The organism is Bifidobacterium saimiriisciurei (genome assembly GCF_010667655.1).
Taxonomy (GTDB): Bacteria; Actinomycetota; Actinomycetes; order Actinomycetales; family Bifidobacteriaceae; genus Galliscardovia; species Galliscardovia saimiriisciurei.
On the sequence record NZ_WHZU01000010.1, the window covers coordinates 90,445 to 109,218 of the forward strand.

The window sequence follows — 18,774 nt, forward strand, 5'->3', positions numbered from 1 at the left end:
CGTACAGTTGGGGGAGCGCGACAACGCGATAGCGCACTAACGCGATAGCGCAACAGCGCGACACTGGCGACGAAAGGGCGGCGATGATCACCGGGGCGGTAAAGAACAAGGTTGATGACATCTGGCAGCGTATGTGGGAGGGCGGCGTCACCAACCCGGTCGAGGTGATCAGCCAGCTTACGTACCTCATGTTCATGAAGTCACTGGACGACAAGGCGCTTGCCGCCGAACGCATGGCTGAACTCACCGGCGTGCCGGTCCCTGATCCTATCTTCCCGCAGACTCCGGAGGGTCAGGCCGTCCGCTGGCATAATTTCAAGGATGCGAGCACGTCGGAGGAGATGTTCGCCATCGTGGGCCAGCAGGCGTTCCCGTTCATCCGCAACCTGCACGCCGACAACGCCTTCGCGCACAGCATGGAGGACGCCCAGTTCGGGTTCAACAAGCCGAAGACGCTGGAGAAGGCCGTCAAAGGCATCGACGACCTGCTCGACAATTACGTGAAGGACCAGGATGATCTGGGCGACCTGTACGAATACATGCTGAGCAAGCTCAACACGGCCGGTGCGAACGGCCAGTTTCGTACGCCGAAGCACATCCGCGACATGATGGTCGCGTTGGTCGACCCGCAGCCCGGGCAGAAGATCTGCGACCCGGCGTGCGGCACGGCCGGATTCCTTATCTCCGCGGCCGAATGGATTCGTTCCCATTACGAGAGCGAGATGACTTCCGATGATTGGGACCTGTTCGACGGCCCGCAGTTCACCGGCTTCGACACCGATCAGACCATGGTGCGCATCTCCTCCATGAACCTGCTGCTGCATGGCGTGGAGAATCCGGACGTGCGCAATCAGGACAGTCTCTCCCGCCTGAACACCATCAGCTCGAAATTCAGCTGTATTCTCGCCAACCCGCCGTTCACCGGCTCGCTTGACGCCGAGGACGTGGATGATTCGTTGAAGACCATCATCACCACGAAGCAGACGGAACTGTTATTCGTCGTATTGTTCCTGCGCATGTTGCGATTGGGTGGTCGATGCGCGTGCATCGTGCCGAACGGCGTGCTGTTCCGTAGCAACGCCAAGGCGTATCGTGAGTTGCGTCGGGAACTGGTGGAGAACCAGTGTCTTGAGGCGATCATCTACATGCCGTCCGGCGTGTTCAAACCGTATTCGGGCGTGAGCACCGCCGTGCTCGTGTTCACCAAGACCGATGCCCCGGATAGCACGGACCGCGTGTGGCTGTACAACATGGAACACGACGGATACACCCTTGACGACAAGCGAGACGAGGATCCGGACCACAACGACATTCCCGACATCATCGAGCGTTGGAATGATCTGGATGCTGAGGAGTCGCGCGAGCGTACGGAGAAAAGCTTCTTCATCACCCGCGACGACATCGTGAAGAACGATTACGACTTCAGCTTCAACAAATACGTGAAGGTCGAATGCGAGAAAAAGGAATACCCGCCCACATCCGAACTGATGGCCGACCTGCACGACTTGAATGCCCGTTTCGTCAATGGCCTCAACGATCTCGACACAATGCTTGCCAAGGACGGTGAGTGATTGACGTATTGGCTCCCCGCTGGAGGGGAGCTGTCGGCGTAGCCGACTGAGGGGAGAATGCTCCCGCCAGCGGGAGCTGTCAGCGAAGCCGACTGGGGGTGGTTGGACGCCTCTCCGGCCGTGACCAACCACCCCCAGTCTCGCTACGCGAGCCAGCCCCCGCCAGCGGAGGCCAAGAAAGGAAACAACGATGACAAGACTCGCGTTCAAACAAGTGTTCTCTGACGCGACCCGCAAGGCGACTAAAATTCCAGCCAAACAGTATAAGAAATCCGGCAAGTATCCAATCATCGATCAAAGCATGAATGCCATTGCCGGTTATGCGGATTCGACGGAAGGTTTGTACAGTGATGTGCCGGCCATTGTGTTCGGTGATCATACCCGTGCTGTGAAATATGCCGAACGACCGTTCTTCATCGGTGCCGATGGCACGAAGGTGCTCAAACAGGTGCGTGAGGAAGACAACCTCCGATATCTATTCCATGCATTACGGGCTGTTGATTTGCCGGATGAAGGCTATACTCGTCATTTCAAATGGCTGAAGGAATGTACATTCCGTGTTCCCGATGCGGCGGAGCAGCGGCGAATCGCCAAGATTTTGGACTCTGTTCAAGGGCAAATCACTCTCGCCGATCAGATGTTGGAGAAGGCCGACGCCCTTATCCAATCCCGATTCATCGAGATGTTTGGGGATCCCGTAGACAATCCGAGGAAATGGCAGAAGCGATACCTTAAGTCTTTGGGAACATTGAAAAATGGTCTGAACTTCAAACGTTCGGAACAGGGAGAATCGATACGGGTTATTGGGGTATCGGACTTCGGGTCACGGACATCTATATCTTCCTATGAAAAAGTGCCCTTTGTCAGTCTTGCTTCCTCTCCTGCTAAGGAATGCTTCCTTGAAGATGGCGATATCTTGTTTGTGAGATCCAACGGAAACAAAAAACTCGTTGGTCGGAATATGATTGTAAATTCTCCTTTTGAACGAGTCGCATACAGTGGTTTTTGCATTCGGCTTAGGATAACCGCAAAGGAAGTCACTCCATTTTTCGTAAACAGTCTGTTGTCCAATCATGAATTAAAACAGCAGTTGTTGGGCAGCACCCGTGGAGCAAACATCTCGAATCTCAGCCAAGGTATGCTTGCCGAGTTGCCGATTATCGTCCCGCCTCTTGCCCTCCAGAATCAGTTCGCGGAGTTTGTCACGTCGGTGGAGTTGCTCAAGTCCACGATTACCGCGGAGTGTGACCGTCTGCGGACGCTTTACGACAGTCTTGCCCAGCAGTACTTCGCGTGAGCGTCGTCCCGATGCCGGAACGATGGACCACGCTGCATTTCAGCTTAATTACGCCGTTGTCCATCAGGAATCGAAGCTCTGTTGCAACGAGGGGCCGACCCCCGCAAGGGCGTCGGCCGTTTCCACTGAAATGACTCAGTGGCCTCGTCTCAGGCTCAGCGCCAGAAGCACCAATGCCGTGATGATGATGGCTACCGACCATTCCTGACCAACCTGGTTGGCCAAGGCAAGCAGCAGTCCGGTCATCAATCCTTCACGGTATTCCCGGTCGCGTCGCTCAGGACGGTTGTCATGGTTGTTGCCTTCCATGAAAACCTCCTTGTTCATTTATGCCGGCAGTCGGCCGGCTGGCCGGCCGCCACCTTGCCGGAGACCGCGTTACCAGAATCCGGTTTGGTCCCCCTAGTTTATCGGCATCCTTCACAGTCCGGTGCTATGCTGTGTTGTAGCGGTAAGGCTGCGTTACCTTCAGGGCAAATATCGAGGCGGGCGCCAAAGACTTTCGCCCTGTCGGGCCGAACCGTTATCGGGCTTACGCCCAGGACTAACCTCCTCATTTATGCTAAAAAGAAGTCTGGTCTCCGCAAGGTGGCCAGACTTCTTGTCATAAAGGCGTGCGGCAGTGACATCATTCAAGTTCATTCATGTTTTCGCTTTACCCACCGAATCCGCCGTAAACATCCATCACTCACTAAATCCCGCCATGAAACCCCACCCATGCCGGCGTGTCGCGGCGGGAATCAGTGAGCACAATACGAAAGTGGCCCCCGTCGCGCGGGTAAAGTGAGAAATGTCGTGACTTGCGAAGCGAAGGAGCCGGGCATGGGGAATTTCACGTTTCTGATGGACGAACCGAACTATGCGATGTTCGCCCGCGCGTGCGTGGAGGCCGAACAGGCGCTCTCGCTCTCACCCACCATCTGTGCGCTGAGCGCCCGACGTGCCTTCGAACTCGCCGTCAAATGGATGTACGCCGCCGACAAGACCATACGAATGCCCTACAAGGACAACCTGCAGTCACTTGTCCATGAGCCCACGTTCCGTGCCGCCATCATGGACGAAAAACTCTGCGAAATGTTCCAATACGTCATCAAAGCCGGCAACATCGCAGCCCACCGCAACTCCCGGCTCAAGCCCGAGGACGCCATATTCTCCTTGCAGGTGCTGTTCGCCTTCATTGAATGGATCGACTACAGCTACGGCACCCACTACGTCAAACGCGGATTCGATCCCAATGCCATACCCGCCATACGCCGCGCGATCGACGCCAAGGAACGTAAGGCCCGTGAGGATGAAGCACGCAAACAGGCCGAGGCGCAGCTTAACGAAAAAGACGGCCGCATCGCCGAACTCGAACGCAAGATCCGCGAACTCGGCGACCAGCTCGCCCAACGCAAGGAATCGCAGCCGCCCGTCACCGTCTCCGACGAACTCGACTACTCCGAATACGAGACACGCAAACGGTTCATCGACCTCGACCTCCAATCCGTCGGATGGAATATGGACCGCGACGTGGAAACCGAACGCGAAGTCGCCGACATGGAGGGCGAACCCGGTCGGCGAGGCCTCATCGACTACCTGCTCAAAGGCCGCGACGGCCGGCCGCTCGCTATCATCGAAGCGAAACGAACCTCATACGACCCGCGCAAGGGACTCCAGCAGGCCACGCTCTACGCCGACTGTCTGGAACGCGAATACGGGTACCGTCCGCTAATCTTCCTCTCCAATGGGTACATGACATACATCGTCGACGACCACGGCCACTACCGGCAGGTCGGCCAGGTGTTCGCGCAGGACGACATGCAACGACTCATGACCCGGCGCGGCAAGGCCATCGACCCACGCAAGATACCGGTGAACCGCAACGTCGCTGGCGACGACAAACACTACTACCAGCTGGAAGCCATCAACGCGGTATGCGAGAACATCCACGAAGGCCGCCGGCGCAACCTGCTCGTCATGGCCACCGGCACCGGCAAAACCCGCACCGCCGCCGCGCTCGCCGACGTGCTCATGCGGTCCGGGCTGGTGAAGAACGTGCTGTTCCTCGCCGACCGTGTGGAACTCGTCGAACAGGCAAAGGGCGCGTTCGGCGACTACTATCCCGACTGGTGGCTGTGCAACCTGTGCAAGAACAAGAAGGACGCCGACGCGACCGTCGTGTTCTCCACCTACCAGACCATGATCAATGCCATCGACACCACGAGAGCCGACGACGGAAACGGCGGCGACCGTCCCATATTCTCGTCCGGGCATTTCGACCTCATCATCGTGGACGAGGCGCATCGGTCGATATTCCGCAAATACCGCACGATTTTCGAGCATTTCGACGCGCTCATGGTGGGACTCACCGCCACTCCACGCGACGAAGTGGACCGCAACACCTACGATTTCTTCGACGCTGAACACGGCGTACCCACCTACGTGTATGAATACGAGACCGCGTTGCGTGACAATGTGCTCGTGCCATACCTCAACGTCGAGGCCTCCACCAAGTTCATCGACGAGGGCATCACCTACGACGAACTTTCCGACGCCGACAAGGAACGGTTCGAGGAGGACTTCGGCAGCGGCGAGATTCCCGACGGCGGCGAGGTCTCTGACGGTTTGTCGGCTGACGGTTCGCCGTCAGTGCCCGACCATGTGGCCGCCTCCGACATCAACACGTACGTGATGAACGCCGACACCGTCGACACGGTCATCCGAGACCTGCTCGACCACGGCATCCGCACCGACGGCGGCGAACGAATCGGCAAGACCATCATCTTCGCGCAGAACCAGGCGCATGCGCGATTCATCGCCGAACGGTTCGCCGCGCTCGAACCGACGATGAGCGCGAACGGATTCGTCAAAGTGGTGGTCAGCAGCGACGACCGCTCCAGCAGCATCATCAAGGAATTCAAAGACAAGCCGAACCCAGTCGTCGCCGTCTCCGTCGACATGATGGACACCGGCGTCGACGTGCCAGCGGTCGTCAACCTCGTGTTCTTCAAACGCGTCCGGTCGAAAATCAAATTCCTGCAGATGATCGGCCGCGGCACCCGACTGTGCCCCGAACTCGACTGCGTGGAGAACCTCGACGGACATGACGGGGAATATGTGGGCAAACATCATTTCGTCATTTTCGACTACTGCGGCAACTTCGCGTTCTTCCGACAGCACCAGCAGACGGTAAGCAGCAGCGTACCCACGTCGCTGAGCGAACGGATATTCTCCCGCAAAACCGAACTCATCCAGTCGTTGCAGTCCAGTGCGTTCACCGACGACGAATCGGCGATGGCGTTGCGGGAACGCTGCATCGACGACGTCTGCGGGCAGATCGCCGCCCTGGACGACACCACTGTCGCCGTGCGGCTCAGGCGCGAAGCCGTGGAACGCTACCGGCGGCGCAAGGCATTCGAGTTCCTCTCAAGCGCTGCGGTGCACGAGATCGTCAACGAACTGGCACCGATGGCGGCGTATGGCGACGACGTGTATGCGCTGCGGTTCGACGTGCTGATGTACGGACTCATGGTCGCGGCGGCTGGTGGCGACGGCGGGGATTCCGCGGCCGGTGACGTACGTGGATACGTGGCCAAGATACGCAAGACGGTCGGGCAGCTGCGCGAGCGTATGACCATTGGCGCGGTGCGTGAACACAAGGCGGTCATCGACCGCGTCTCGTCCGACGGCGGATATCTCGAAGGCGCATCCATCGCCGAACTTGACGACATCCGCGTGGCGTTGCGTGATCTCATCCGGTTCATCGCCGATGAAGGACGACGCAAGTCCGTCATCACCGACCTGACCGACCCGGTGACCAGCCGCGTCGTCGGGCAGTCGTTCGACATGCGCGAGGACTATTCGGATTACAAGGCCAAGGTCAACCGCTACGTCAATGAGCATAGGGACGACGGTGTGATTCGCAAACTGCGGCACAACGAGCCGATGACCGCCGACGACTACAGTGCGCTGGAACGCATCTTCGTAGAACAGCTCGGCAGCCGCGACGACTATGAGGCCACGTATCGGGGCGAGCAGTTCGGCGTGCTCATCCGACGCATAGCCGGACTCGACCATGACGCCGTCAACGCGGCGCTCGGCGACTATCTTCATGAGGGGGAGTGGAGCCAGGCGCAAATCGCCTTCATGCACAAGGTCGCCGACTACGTGGAACGCAACGGGTACCTGGAACCGGGCGATCTGCTCAAGTCCCCGTTCGACAGGCCGCGGCCGATGCTCAAACTGTTCAAGACGGAAGATATGGCCGGCATCGTGGCGCGCATTCGTGAGATTAACGCGAATGCGCTGGCACCGGCCGCATGACGACAGAGCGTATGGGTGTATGGGCGTGCATATGCATATGTGGAATGAAAAAAGTTCCCCGGGCTCTTACGAGTCCGGGGAACTTCTTCTGATTCGACCTACTGACTACAGGGTCTGCTCGGTGCGGGCGATGATCTCGTCCTGCAGGGCCTTGTCCAGGTTGTTGAAGTAGTCGGAGTAGCCGGCCACGCGGACGATGAGGTCCTTGTACTGGTCCGGATGCTTCTGCGCGTCGATCAGCGTGGCACGGTCGATCACGTTGAACTGGATGTGATGGCCGTCCATGGCGAAGTAGCTGCGAATCAGGGCGCTCATGCCGAGGATGCCCTTCTTGCCGGCCACGACCTGCGGCGTGAACTTCTGGTTGAGCAGCGCGCCGCCCGTCTTGAGCTGGTCCATCTTCGCGGCGGAACGAATCACGGCGGTCGGGCCATTGATGTCCGCGCCCTTCTCCGGGGCGATGCCGTCGGGCAGTGCGATGTGCTCGTGGCGGCCGTTCGGAGAGGCGATCATCGTCTGGCCGAAGTACACGTGGCAGGTGGTCGGCAGGAACTCCACGATGGTCTTGGAGCCCTTCGGCGTCGGACGGCCCGCCACGATCTTCTGCAGCGATTCGGAGACCTCGCGCAGCACATCGTCGGCGTAGTCGTCGTCGTTGCCGTACTTCGGAGTATGGTTGAATACCTGGTCGAACATGTCGTCGTAGCCATTGAAGTCGGCCTCGCAGGCGGCGAGCACCTCGTCCATGGAGAAGCGCCTGTCCTCGAAGACCTGCTTCTTGAACACGGTGAGCGAATCGGTGACGGTGCCCATGCCCACGCACTGGATGTAGCTCGTGTTGTAGCGGGCGCCGCCGCAGTTGTAGTCCTGCGCCTTGGCGATGCAGTCGTCGGTGATCACCGAGAGCAGCGGCACGGGCAGGGTGTCCATGAACAGACGCTCGATGAGGTTGTTGCCGGCCACCTTGACGTCGGTGACGTACTTCAGCTCCTTCTCGAACGCGGCATACAGTTCGTCGAAGCTCGTGAAGTCGCGCGGGTCGCCGCAGTCGATGCCGATCTTCTTGTCCGTGTAGTGGTCGTATCCACGGTACATCACCAGTTCCAGCACCTTCGGCACGTTCAGGTAGCCGGTGAGCACGTAGGCCTCCTTGCCGGCGGTGCCGGTCTCCACGCAGCCGGAGGCGATGCCGGCCTCGCGGGCGTCGTCAAGCGACTTGCCCATGTTCAGCAGCTCCTGGATGATGGCGTCGGAGTTGTAGAACGCCGGCTGGCCCCAGCCCTTGCGGCTGATCTTCACGGCCTCGTGCAGGAAATGCTCCGGCGTCTTGCGGCTGATCTGCACGTTCGAGCTTGGCTGCAGCAGCTTCATCTCGTCCATGACCTCGAGAATCAGGTAGCTCACGTCGCTCACGCCGCAGGTGCCGTCCGGACGCAGCGCGCCGGTGTTGAAGTTGCAGAAGTCGGTGTAGGTGGCGGACTCCTTGAGCGTGATGCCCACCTTCGGCGGCGCCGGCTGGTTGTTGAACTTCACCCACAGGCACTCGAGGTATTCGCGCGCCTGCTCGCGGGTGAGCGTGCCGGCCGCCGTCTCGCGGTTGTAGAACGGTTCGAGGTGCTGGTCGAACTTGCCGGGGGAGTAGGCGTCCCAGTTGTTCATCTCGCTGGTCACGCCGATGTGCGTGAACCAGTACATCTGGATCGCCTCGCGGAAGGTGCGTGGCGCATGGGCGGGCACGCGGTCGCACACCTCGGCGATCTGCTCGAGCTCCTCGCGGCGAACCGGGTCGTCGCACTGCTCGGCCTTCTCACGGGCCAGGGCGGCGTAGCGCTTGCCGAGGATGATCATGCCCTCGCACACGAGATGCATGGCCTGCAGCTCGGCCTGCTTGTGTTCGGCGTCCATGTCGGTGTTGTAGTCGATGGCGGCGAGCTCGTCGTCGATGCGCTTCATGAAATCCGCATAACCGGACTTGTAGATCTTGCCGTCGGCCACGGTGTGGCCCGGTCCGCGCTGGGCCATGAACTCGGTGTACATGCCGCCTTCGAACAGCAGATGCCATTCCTCGGGCAGCATGTTCATCATCTTGGTCATGGACGCGCGATCCTGCCAGAACGGGATGATGACGTCGCGCTGGATCTCCTTCTGCTCCTCGGTGACGGAGAAGGAGACGTGCGCGCGGTTGTTCATGTTGTCGAAGTCCTCAAGGCTGTGGCAGCACAGTTCGGGGAACGTGGGCGCGGACTGCGGGCCCACGCCCTTCTCGCCGACGATCAGCTCGTCGTCGCCCAGGTACAGCGTGCGCTTCTCCATAAGCGTCTTGAAGAAGATGCCGCGCAGCACCGGCGTGGGCACCTTGCCCTCGTACTGCTTGTAGACCTCGGTCTCGATGAGCGCGCGCTCGAGCGAGATGCTAGGATGCGTGGTCTCGCTCAGCTCGCGCAGACGCTTGGTGCGCATGGTCGAGCCGCGCTTCTCGTCCCAGTTGATGCCGGTCTCGACATCGGTCGGCGTGATGGTTGCAGTGGTCATGATGAAAAGTCCTTTGAATTTCGGGTATGACGAAACAGGGGAATGGGTATGAACATCCCATATCGGAATTCTCTCGTCTGGAAAATGCTTGTGATCGCGAAGATTCTCTCAGTCGGGAGACCGTCGAATGCAGCTATGGCTGTGTGATGGCGAGGCAGCGGTTGATCTTCGCCGTATATGCTCGACGGTTATTTGAGAATGGTTTCCGCGCCGCTTCGTGCGCCGGGATGGCCCTGACTGCGCTTGCGGGAATACATGCAGGCGTTCGTGTTCATCAGGCCGGAAACGCGGGCGGACGCGGAGAGCGGCGAATCGAATGCGATATCGGCTGCGAAATCGTTCATCGCCTTGGCCTCCCTCCGATTGCGTTGTATTGCGGCTATCGTAGCGCCGCCGTGTTATGCGTGTCGTAATCGGCGTAACAGTCCCGCAACACGAGAATCCCATATGGATTCACACGGCGTCCATAGCCGATTATGGCACGGCCGGCGGTCAACGACGCCGCCGGCGTCAGCCGCCGATGGTCACGTTGTCGTCATCTGTTCGCAACAGAATGCGTTCTAGAGTGAATTGCAGCCTGTCGGAGCGTGCAGACCCGATTGCAGGTTTCTGTTTTCTTCATCATCACCATGCCTGTTTCATCGTCAGCGGTATTTGGTCGCAAACGAATTGAACGGCATTCATACGAGGGGAAGCTCATCATGAACGAAGAACAACAACAATTGAGAAGGGCCGGCACGCGAATACGTCGTGGCATCGGCATCGTGGCCGCATGCGCATGCTGCATGGCGGCATTGATAGGTCCGCAGACTGCCCAGGCCGCAACCAGGATTAATGTCGGTACGGGCGGTTTCATATCCGCGACCGCAGGAGATGGTCCGAGAATAACCAAGGTCCGTATTCTCAACGAGGCTCCATACCTCGAAGTGTATTGGAACGAATACGTGGACGAGACTGCTGCGGTGAATCCTGCGAACTTCGTATTAAAAAACGGCGATACCACCATCAAACTCAAAGCGAAGGGGAACGATTATACCGATACGCTCTACTTCGATAAAGGTAATAAGGAGCTTGCGGCTACCGATGCCAATGTGATGTCACAAATCGACCCCGACCTGCATATGTCCAGCATCGGCTATGAGGGGAAAATCGATGACTCCAAGCCATTGACCTTGGAGGTCAAAGGCTCTGCAATCAAGGATGCCTCTGGAAAGGCTGCGGCAGATGCCACCTATGCCGGCGTTCCTATGATGAATTTCTACACGAAATTCCTCGCCTCGAAAAGCGGCATCACCATCAAGGCTGACGATACTGTGAGCGACAAGGCCATGGAAGCGGCCGCCGCGCAAGTGGACATAGAACTTGGCAAGAGCGATAACGGCATCGCTGCGAAGATGAAGGAGAACCATGCATCGCTGGCCATCTATTCGCCGCAGGAGAACGTGTATATCTTGCCCGAGCATCGCGGTGGATTCAGCAAGACCATGTATGCCGTGGAAGGATACGGCGGCAGCATGTACAACAACGCCGTATCGTCCATTGCAGAGCGCAACATCCTGCGTATCCGTGAATCGGCCGACGGACGGACGACGAAATACCCCAACGAGAACATTCTCATCCACGAGTTCGGTCATGCCGTCAAACTCGTTGGCATGGACCAGCTCGCCGACAAGACATTGAGCAACGAATTCCAGCGGTTATACCAATCCCGTAAGGATTCAGGCATGTGGCCAAACACCTATGCCATCAAGAATTCCGACGAGTTCTTCGCCACCATGGCGGCCATATGGTTCAACGTCATGCAGGAGAAGCCCGATTGGACTGATGGGGTACGAAGCCCCGTGAACACGCGTTCCGATCTCAAGATATATGATCCCGAGACCTATGCGTTCTTTGCCAGGATATTCCCCGCTTCGGATCTACCGTCGCCGTGGGCGCCGAAAGACATGCCGAAGAACGAATATGTTCCGGCTCCGTTCGCGCCGAAGCCCGTTGAAGAGCCCCGGCACGATTTCGCAACTGATACGTTCCGCATTAGTCTGATGTCCGGCGGCACCGAATACAACCTCGAACGATACGATGGCGTGTGCCTGTGGTGGAACTACGGTGCGGCCGACGTGCATTCATGGAAGATCGCCAAAATCACCGATGCCGACGGGGAATACCAAGTGCTTGCCAAGGACGGCAGATCCGCGCTCGCGGCGGGTCCCGACAATACCGTGACGATTGCGAAGACCCCGACCTCGCGTGACACCGCACAGCAATGGCGGTTCCTTGACGCCCCCGGTGATCGTAATGGCAGGGCATTGCTGGTGAACGTCGTGTCTGGGAAGGCGCTTGCCGTCGACGGTGAAGCCAAGGACGGCGCGAAGCTTATACTTGTGAACGTCGCCTCTGCGGACGCTGCCAAGGTGACCGTGACCAACGAAACCCAAAACGGACGATTCTATCCCGATACGTTCGTTCCCGACTCAACGGACGGAACCGTGGAACTCAGCAATCGTGCTGGCCCACAGGTCTCCAAGGTGCGGGTCGTTAAGGAAGGGACGTTCCTCGAAGTGTACTGGAACGAATACGTGGATGAGAAAGCGGCCGTGAATCCCGAGAATTTCACGTTGAAGAACGGCGGCGAGACGATTCGGCTCAAATCCAAGCCCTCTTCCGGAGTGACAGATACGCTGTATTTCGACCAGAAGAACAAGGAAATCAGCGCCACTTCCGCCAACAGTATGAAATACCTCGATCCGACCCTGCATATGTCAAGCATCGCATATGACGGCAAGATTGATGATTCCAAGCCGCTGACCCTCCAGATCAAAGGATCTGCGATCAAGGATGCGGAAGGTCGCGCCGCACAGGATGCGACGTACGAGACAGTTCCTCGTGTGAGCTTCTACACCCAGAAAATCACGTCGAAGACAGGCATCGTCATCAAGGCCGACGATACCGTGGCCCGCAACACCATGGAGGCGGCCGCCACACAGGTGGACATCGAACTCGGCAAAACCGGTACGGGCATCGCCAAGGAAATGGTGCGGAACGGTAATTCGCTGGCCATCTACAGCTCGCACGAGAACGTATACCTCATTCCTGAGCAGCGATATGCCTTCAACAAGGACATGTACGATGTGGAGGGCTACGGCGGTTATCCCGGAGACGGATTCGTCTCCTCGATTTCCGAGAAGAACGTTCTGCGCACGAGAGGCAATGCCGATCCCGCAAAGAACACTGCGTATACGAACGAGAACATTCTCATCCACGAGTTCGGCCATGCCATCAAACTCGGCGGTCTTGACACCATGGCCGACCAGACCCTGGCGAACCGGTTCTATGCCGCATATGCACACGCCAAGAAGACCGGGCTGTGGGCGAACACCTACGCCTACCAGAATTCCGACGAGTTCTTCGCCACTATGGCGGCCATATGGTTCAATGTGATGAGCGAAAGCGGCAACGGCGGATATGACGGCGTACGAGGCCCCATCAACACGCGAGATGAGATGAGGCAGTATGATCCGATGACTTATAAGGTCTACGCTGAACTGTTCCCCGCGGTTTCTCTGCCTGCGCCATGGGACAGCGTTCCCAATCGTTTCGGCGTGGATATGGGACGGACCTCACCTCCGAAGGTCGATGCCGCAGAAACCAAGAACGCCGACTTCGCCACTGACATGTTCCAACTGGTTTCCGCCCATACCGATGACCGAGGCGAGACTTATCTGCTTGAACGGTCGGTCACAGCGGCCGGCGGCGGGCAGCTCGATCTGTATACCCTATGGGGTGCCGCCAATGATCTGCAGGATTCCATGTATTCGTGGAAGGTCGTGCGGCATGGTGATGTTTACGCCTTCCAAAGCGTTGGAGGGAAGACGACGCTTGGTCTGACGGCGGATGCCAATGGCCGGGTGAGTGTCGCCGGTCATGTGTTCGATGCCAAGAATCCCGCGCAGCAATGGAAGTGGACAGCGAACACCGATACCGACGACCCTTATGACGGCTATCTGGTCAACGTGAAGTACGGTAAGGCACTGACCACGCCCGGTACCCAGTACAACGGGTCGACGTTGGTGCTCAAGCCGATTCGTAAGAACACGATGACCTGGCGATTGCGGGACGTGACCCAGTCGAGGAATGCGAAAAACGTCGATGGCCTGTATGTGAGGCCCGCCGAGGTGTCGGTGAGTCCCGGTGGCTCGGCGCCTGGAACGAATCCCACCGGTCGGACGGCCGATTCCGGGACGAAAACCGGGGACGGGACCGGCGCGACTTCCGCATCTTTCGGCACGCAATCCGGCGATACCGGCAGGAAAGGTGGCTTGACTGCCTTTGGTGGTCTCGCCCGCACCGGCGTGGCATTGGAAGTCATTGCGGGCGTTGCCGTATTGCTGATAGTGGGTGTGGCAATCATCATCGTAAGGAGGCTGAGGATTTCCGAATAATTCTCGAAAGCCGGAAGTGGGGGATTCGCTGACATGACCGGGCCATGTCAGAATCCATTTGGCCTTGATAAGAAAGGGGAGGGGAACGGTGGAAACCATCGTCACCCCTCCCCATATCTATGAGCGGAATGTCTTGAATGAAGGCAAATCCTCGCTGCCGTGACTCCGTCAGCCGCCGATGGTCACGTTGTCGTAGAATTTCTCGATTTCTGATTTGACCTCGTTCATCTGCTCGTCCGACGGCACTTCGAAGTAGATGGCCTTGCGACCGAGCTTGGCGTACTTGTCCATGCCGTACTTGTGGTAGGGGAGGATGTCCACCTGTTCGACGGGGATGTGGTTGGCGCGCAGCCACAGCATGGTGCGTTCGATCATGTCCTTGTCGGTGTTGATGCCGGGCAGCATGATGAGGCGAAGGAATATACGCGCGTTGTTCTCGGCGAGGATCTTGAGGTTCTTCAGCACGAGATGGTTCGATCCGCCCGTGTAGCGCTTGTGCAGGTCGTCGTCGATGAACTTGAGGTCGTAGAGGAAGAAGTCGGCGTAGTCGCACATCTCCTCGACCGTTTTGGAGGCGGCGACGCCGCACGTGTCGATGCCGATGCTGATCTCCTGTTCATCGAGGCGGCGCACGAGCTCCATGATGTAGTCATGGTCCATGGCCAGCACCTCGCCGCCGGAAAGCGTGACGCCGCCGCCGGACTGGTCGTAGATCATATGGTCCTTGAGCACGTCCTTGACGAGCTCGTCGATGGTGTACTGCTGTCCGACATGCTGGACCTTGCCGTCCTTGTCGGTCATGATTTCGGGCGTGAACAGCTGGCTTTCGGGATTATGGCACCATTCGCAGCGCAGCGGGCAGCCTTTGAAGAAGATGGTCGTGCGCACGCCCGGGCCGTCGTGCGTGGAGAAGTGCTGGATGTTGAATACGTATGGTGTCTTGCCTGACATATCGCCTTCCCCTTTCGTCGTCGGGAATGCCTCGGTCGGAAACTGGACCATGGTGCATACGACGTTCTTGTTTGGCTGCCGTCATCATACGTCCGCCGTATGTTACCGGTTTCTAACGCCGTTATACGAGGTCGTAACAATGGGGGAAGGGCCGGGTCAGCCGAGCAAGGCGGCGATGACGAAGATGAACACGGGGGAGGAAAGCGTGCTGAGCAGGATGCCGTCTCGTGCCAGTGTGGTGCCGGCGTCGTATCGGGCGGCGTAGTTGTATACGTTCTGCGCGGTGGGCAGCGCCGCCAGAATCACGCACGAATACAGCTCATGACCGCGGAATCCCATTGCATAGGCGAGGGTGAACGCCACGGCCGGCATGACGGCGTTCTTCAGCAGCGCCGCGGTGATGGTGGCCGTGCGACTAGTGCCGCCGTCCAACGGCTTCGACCCATGCAACGACATGCCGAACGCCATGAGAATCAGCGGCACGGCGGAATTGCCGACGATATTGATGGGGTCGTAGATGTAGCTCGGCACGACGAACCAGCCGGCGGCGTCGCTGACGGCCGACGTGACGATGCCGATGAGCACGCCGATGAGAATGGGCTGATGCAACGGCTGGGAGACGATGGCCTTCACGCTCACCTTGCCACGCGACGACAGATCCAGCGACGTGAGCGCGGCCGGGGTGAACAATACCTGCTGGATGAGCACGATCGGCGTGACGGCCGCCGGATTGCCGAGAATATACGTGGCGATGGGCAGACCGATGTTGTTCGCGTTCATGTACATGGAATCAAGCATGCCGATGGTGGTGTCCGCCGGTTTGAGGTGGAAGATCGTGGCGTTGAGGATGAGGAACAGCGCGCCGGTGATCGTGGCGCAGAGGATGGCCACGCCGATCGACGGCTTGAATACGTCGGAAAGATGCTCCTTCGACAGGATGGCGAACATCAGGCACGGCGTGGAGACGAAGTAGCTGAACCGGTTCAGCACCATCTGCGCGGTCGGTCCGCCGATGTGGAAGCGTGCCGCGATATAGCCGATGAGAATGATGATGCCGATGACGCAGAACCCCTGCATCGCCGAGATGAGCCCCATGATTCGCCTCGATTCCGTTGTCCGGTGCTGTGCCGGTCGCTGTGCCGAGCGGGCGTTTATTCCGCCATGCCGTTCCGTGAAAGCGCTCGGTCTGCGTAATGCCGGTTATCGATTATCGGCGCGGCGGCATGGGGAGGCCGTGCGGCGTCCGCACTACGGAACGACGGTGAAGGCCGCTGCTGCGTCTGATTGCCGTCTGTCGTCGGCGATTACTACTGGCAATCACTCCTGCGCGAGAGTGAAGCCCGCAAACGTGAAGCCGGGGCTGACCACGCAGGAGACCAGCGCGTCACCGTCGCTGGGAATGGTGCGTTGCCATACGCCGGCCGGCACAATCGCGTGGCCGGTCACCGGACCATCCGATGGTTCGGCGACCGATGAGGACCTCGAATCCGTCCGCAGTCCGGCGCCGAGCGTGATGCGTCGAGAGGCTTCGGGATTCGGGCTGGCACCGTCGCCGGCAAGCTCAAGCGTTACCTGACCCGGACCGTGCCACAGCCAGAGTTCGTCGGCATCCACCTGATGCCAATCGCTGAAATCGCCCTTGGGCAGCAGGAAGTATATCAACGACGCCAGCGGGCGCTCGCCGGTGGTCGTAGCGGTGCCGGGTTGCGTCGCGCTCGCGAAATCGGCGGGTGCCAACGATGCCGACTGCCAGTCACGCACATACCATCCGCCCTCCGGATGCGCCTCCATGCCGAGCCTGTCGATGATCGAGCGGGCGTAATCGCTCAGCGGCGGAATATCATGCGCCGGCTGGGTGGGGTTGTTCCGCGTGGAACTGTTTATGGAATCGGAATTGGCCTGCGACATGGCTCGTTCTCCTTCGACGGCTGTTCTTCTTCGATGTTCGTCGTTCATTGTTCCGCTGCTGATGCATCTGCGTAGATGCCGCAACGGAATGCTGGTTTCCACTGTAGAGGGGAATGCCCCGGTCTTTGGGTATTCGGCGAGGGGGTGAGTCTTGTGACGGACCGTATATCAGGCTTTATATGATGGAGACAATGAGGAGGTCGTTCATCGTCGAGCGTCTGTCGGGTCGTATATTCGGCGGTTTGGCATTTGAGGATGCAAATATCCAACGGTTCTGAACCGATTTGCCGGATGCTCGTTCAACGGTCGGCGGCGAACGCGCAAGCATAGGGAGAAGATGCCATATGGGACTAAGAAAATCACGGCGGACGAATGCGTCGGAACCGACGGTTCGGCCAGGTGGAGAAGACGTTGAGAAGACAGTGGCTTTCCCTGCTTCCACCGAGGAGTCGTGGCGGCATGCGGCCCCGCCGATGGGTACGGCCGTATCGGTCGAGCCGCCGGTGACGTCTTCCGTTCCGGCGGATACCGTGGCGATTCCACCGGTGGTTCCGCCGTCAAACCCGCCGATTGATGACGGCCTCGCGTCTACGGGCGGAAGCGGTCGACGCGGTGGGCGCGCGCGTCATGGGAGCCATGGCGGACATCGTGCCAAAAAACCGTTTTGGAAACGATGGTGGTGCTGGCTGATCGTGGCGGTATTCGTCATCGGTGGCATCGGGTACGCCATGGAACCGTCCATTGCCGTGCCGAACACCGTCGGGCAGGGAATCGCCGATGCACAATCCGCCTTGAAGGATGCCGGATTCGAAAACATCGAGATATCGGGCCGAGATGGCGGCAAGGACGAGATTTGGACGGTGAAATCACAGGACCCCGATGGCGGGCAGGCGAAAAAGTCGGTCACCATCACGCTCACCGTGGAGAAGGACCTCGCCCGTGTGAAGAACTACGCGGAGACGGGCATGAAACTGGACAAGGCCAAGGAAGCTTTGTCCGATGCGGGATATGACGCCGGTGACTATAAGGTCGAAAGCGATACCGGCAAGACCGTGGTCAAAGAATCCAATTGGGTGATCGTGTCGGTATCCGACGATTCCATGCTGGTCATCACCGTGCACAACAAGGCAGCTGATGACGCCGCCAAGAAGAAGGCGGCTGAGGAGAAGGCCGCGGCTGAGAAGGCGGCTGCCGAAAAAGCCGCTGCGGAGAAGGCCGCTGCGGAGAAGAAGGCGCAGGAGGAGGAAGCGGCTCGCAAAGCGCAGGAGCAGAAGGCCGCCGAAGAGGCCGCCAAGGCAAAACAGCAGCAGGAGCAGCAGGCTCAGCAACAGCAGCAAAGCCAATCCACACAGGGTGGCAATAGCGGCAGTGGGCAGTCCTCCGGCGGGAGCAGTGGCAATGGCGGCGGCAATGGAGGAAGCGGCACGCTGTCGGCCGTGTGCGAGGACGGCACGACGTCCGTTTCCGCGCCAGGCGCCCCGAACTATCGCGGCATGTGCTCCGGTCACGGCGGCATCAAGCAGAAGCTCGGCCGGAACTGATACGCTGTACGCCTCGGATTGAGGCGTTCCGGGAGCATTCGGAAGCCGCCGTGTGAAATGAGTGATGGACGACGTCACTAAAACTCGGATTTGCGACGTCGTCCGTTGACTTGAAGCGGTTTCGATGGACGACGTCGCAAATCGAGGGATGTTGTGACGTCGTCCATCGAAAATGGGGTGATATCGATGGATTGCGTTGTGATTTGGGATTTTTGCAACGCAATCCATCG

Annotated in this window: 11 protein-coding genes; 5 read left to right on the forward strand and 6 right to left on the reverse strand. The window is 58.9% G+C overall.

Going from position 1 to position 18,774, the window contains the following annotated elements; all coding sequences use genetic code 11:
- The first annotated feature begins 83 nt into the window (after positions 1-83).
- Both GFD18_RS07295 and GFD18_RS07300 read left to right on the forward strand, forming a co-directional pair.
- The gene (locus tag GFD18_RS07295; protein ID WP_100510801.1) at positions 84-1,571 is read left to right on the forward strand and encodes a type I restriction-modification system subunit M; all 1,488 of its coding nucleotides are present in this window, start codon (positions 84-86) and stop codon (positions 1,569-1,571) included.
- Positions 1,572-1,761: 190 nt separating this feature from the next.
- Entirely contained in the window at positions 1,762-2,868 is a 1,107-nt protein-coding gene (locus GFD18_RS07300) for a restriction endonuclease subunit S (protein WP_100510802.1), read from the forward strand.
- A gap of 135 nt (positions 2,869-3,003) precedes the next feature.
- Here GFD18_RS07300 and GFD18_RS10955 read toward each other — a convergent pair whose 3' ends face one another.
- Positions 3,004-3,177, reverse strand: coding sequence for a hypothetical protein (locus GFD18_RS10955; protein WP_165777265.1), 174 nt, complete (start codon positions 3,175-3,177; stop codon positions 3,004-3,006).
- 513 nt (positions 3,178-3,690) lie between these two features.
- On the opposite strand from GFD18_RS10955, the gene GFD18_RS07305 reads away from it, so the two are divergent.
- The gene (locus GFD18_RS07305; protein WP_100510803.1) at positions 3,691-7,173 is read left to right on the forward strand and encodes a DEAD/DEAH box helicase family protein; all 3,483 of its coding nucleotides are present in this window, start codon (positions 3,691-3,693) and stop codon (positions 7,171-7,173) included.
- 105 nt (positions 7,174-7,278) lie between these two features.
- Here the strand turns inward: GFD18_RS07305 and hypD are convergent, their stop codons facing one another.
- Complete coding sequence (hypD, locus tag GFD18_RS07310) at positions 7,279-9,705, reverse strand: trans-4-hydroxy-L-proline dehydratase (RefSeq protein ID WP_100510804.1); 2,427 nt, start codon at positions 9,703-9,705, stop codon at positions 7,279-7,281.
- Positions 9,706-9,893: 188 nt separating this feature from the next.
- Entirely contained in the window at positions 9,894-10,049 is a 156-nt protein-coding gene (locus GFD18_RS07315; protein ID WP_163200258.1) for a hypothetical protein, read from the reverse strand.
- A gap of 357 nt (positions 10,050-10,406) precedes the next feature.
- On the opposite strand from GFD18_RS07315, the gene GFD18_RS07320 reads away from it, so the two are divergent.
- Positions 10,407-14,144, forward strand: coding sequence for an anthrax toxin lethal factor-related metalloendopeptidase (locus GFD18_RS07320; RefSeq protein ID WP_163200259.1), 3,738 nt, complete (start codon positions 10,407-10,409; stop codon positions 14,142-14,144).
- Positions 14,145-14,312: 168 nt separating this feature from the next.
- On the opposite strand, the gene GFD18_RS07325 is transcribed toward GFD18_RS07320, so the two are convergent.
- The 3 genes from GFD18_RS07325 to GFD18_RS07335 all read right to left on the reverse strand — a co-directional run bounded on the left by GFD18_RS07325 (position 14,313) and on the right by GFD18_RS07335 (position 17,003).
- Positions 14,313-15,095, reverse strand: a complete 783-nt coding sequence (locus GFD18_RS07325; RefSeq protein ID WP_100510806.1) for a glycyl-radical enzyme activating protein — start codon at positions 15,093-15,095, stop codon at positions 14,313-14,315.
- Positions 15,096-15,251: 156 nt separating this feature from the next.
- On the reverse strand, positions 15,252-16,193 hold the full coding sequence (locus GFD18_RS07330) for an AEC family transporter (RefSeq protein WP_163200312.1): 942 nt from the start codon (positions 16,191-16,193) through the stop codon (positions 15,252-15,254).
- A gap of 219 nt (positions 16,194-16,412) precedes the next feature.
- Complete coding sequence (locus GFD18_RS07335) at positions 16,413-17,003, reverse strand: cupin domain-containing protein (protein WP_163200260.1); 591 nt, start codon at positions 17,001-17,003, stop codon at positions 16,413-16,415.
- A gap of 473 nt (positions 17,004-17,476) precedes the next feature.
- Between GFD18_RS07335 and GFD18_RS07340 the strand changes: the two genes are divergently transcribed.
- A complete protein-coding gene (locus GFD18_RS07340; RefSeq protein WP_163228267.1) occupies positions 17,477-18,544 on the forward strand; it encodes a PASTA domain-containing protein in 1,068 nt (355 codons plus the stop codon).
- Positions 18,545-18,774 lie beyond the last annotated feature (230 nt).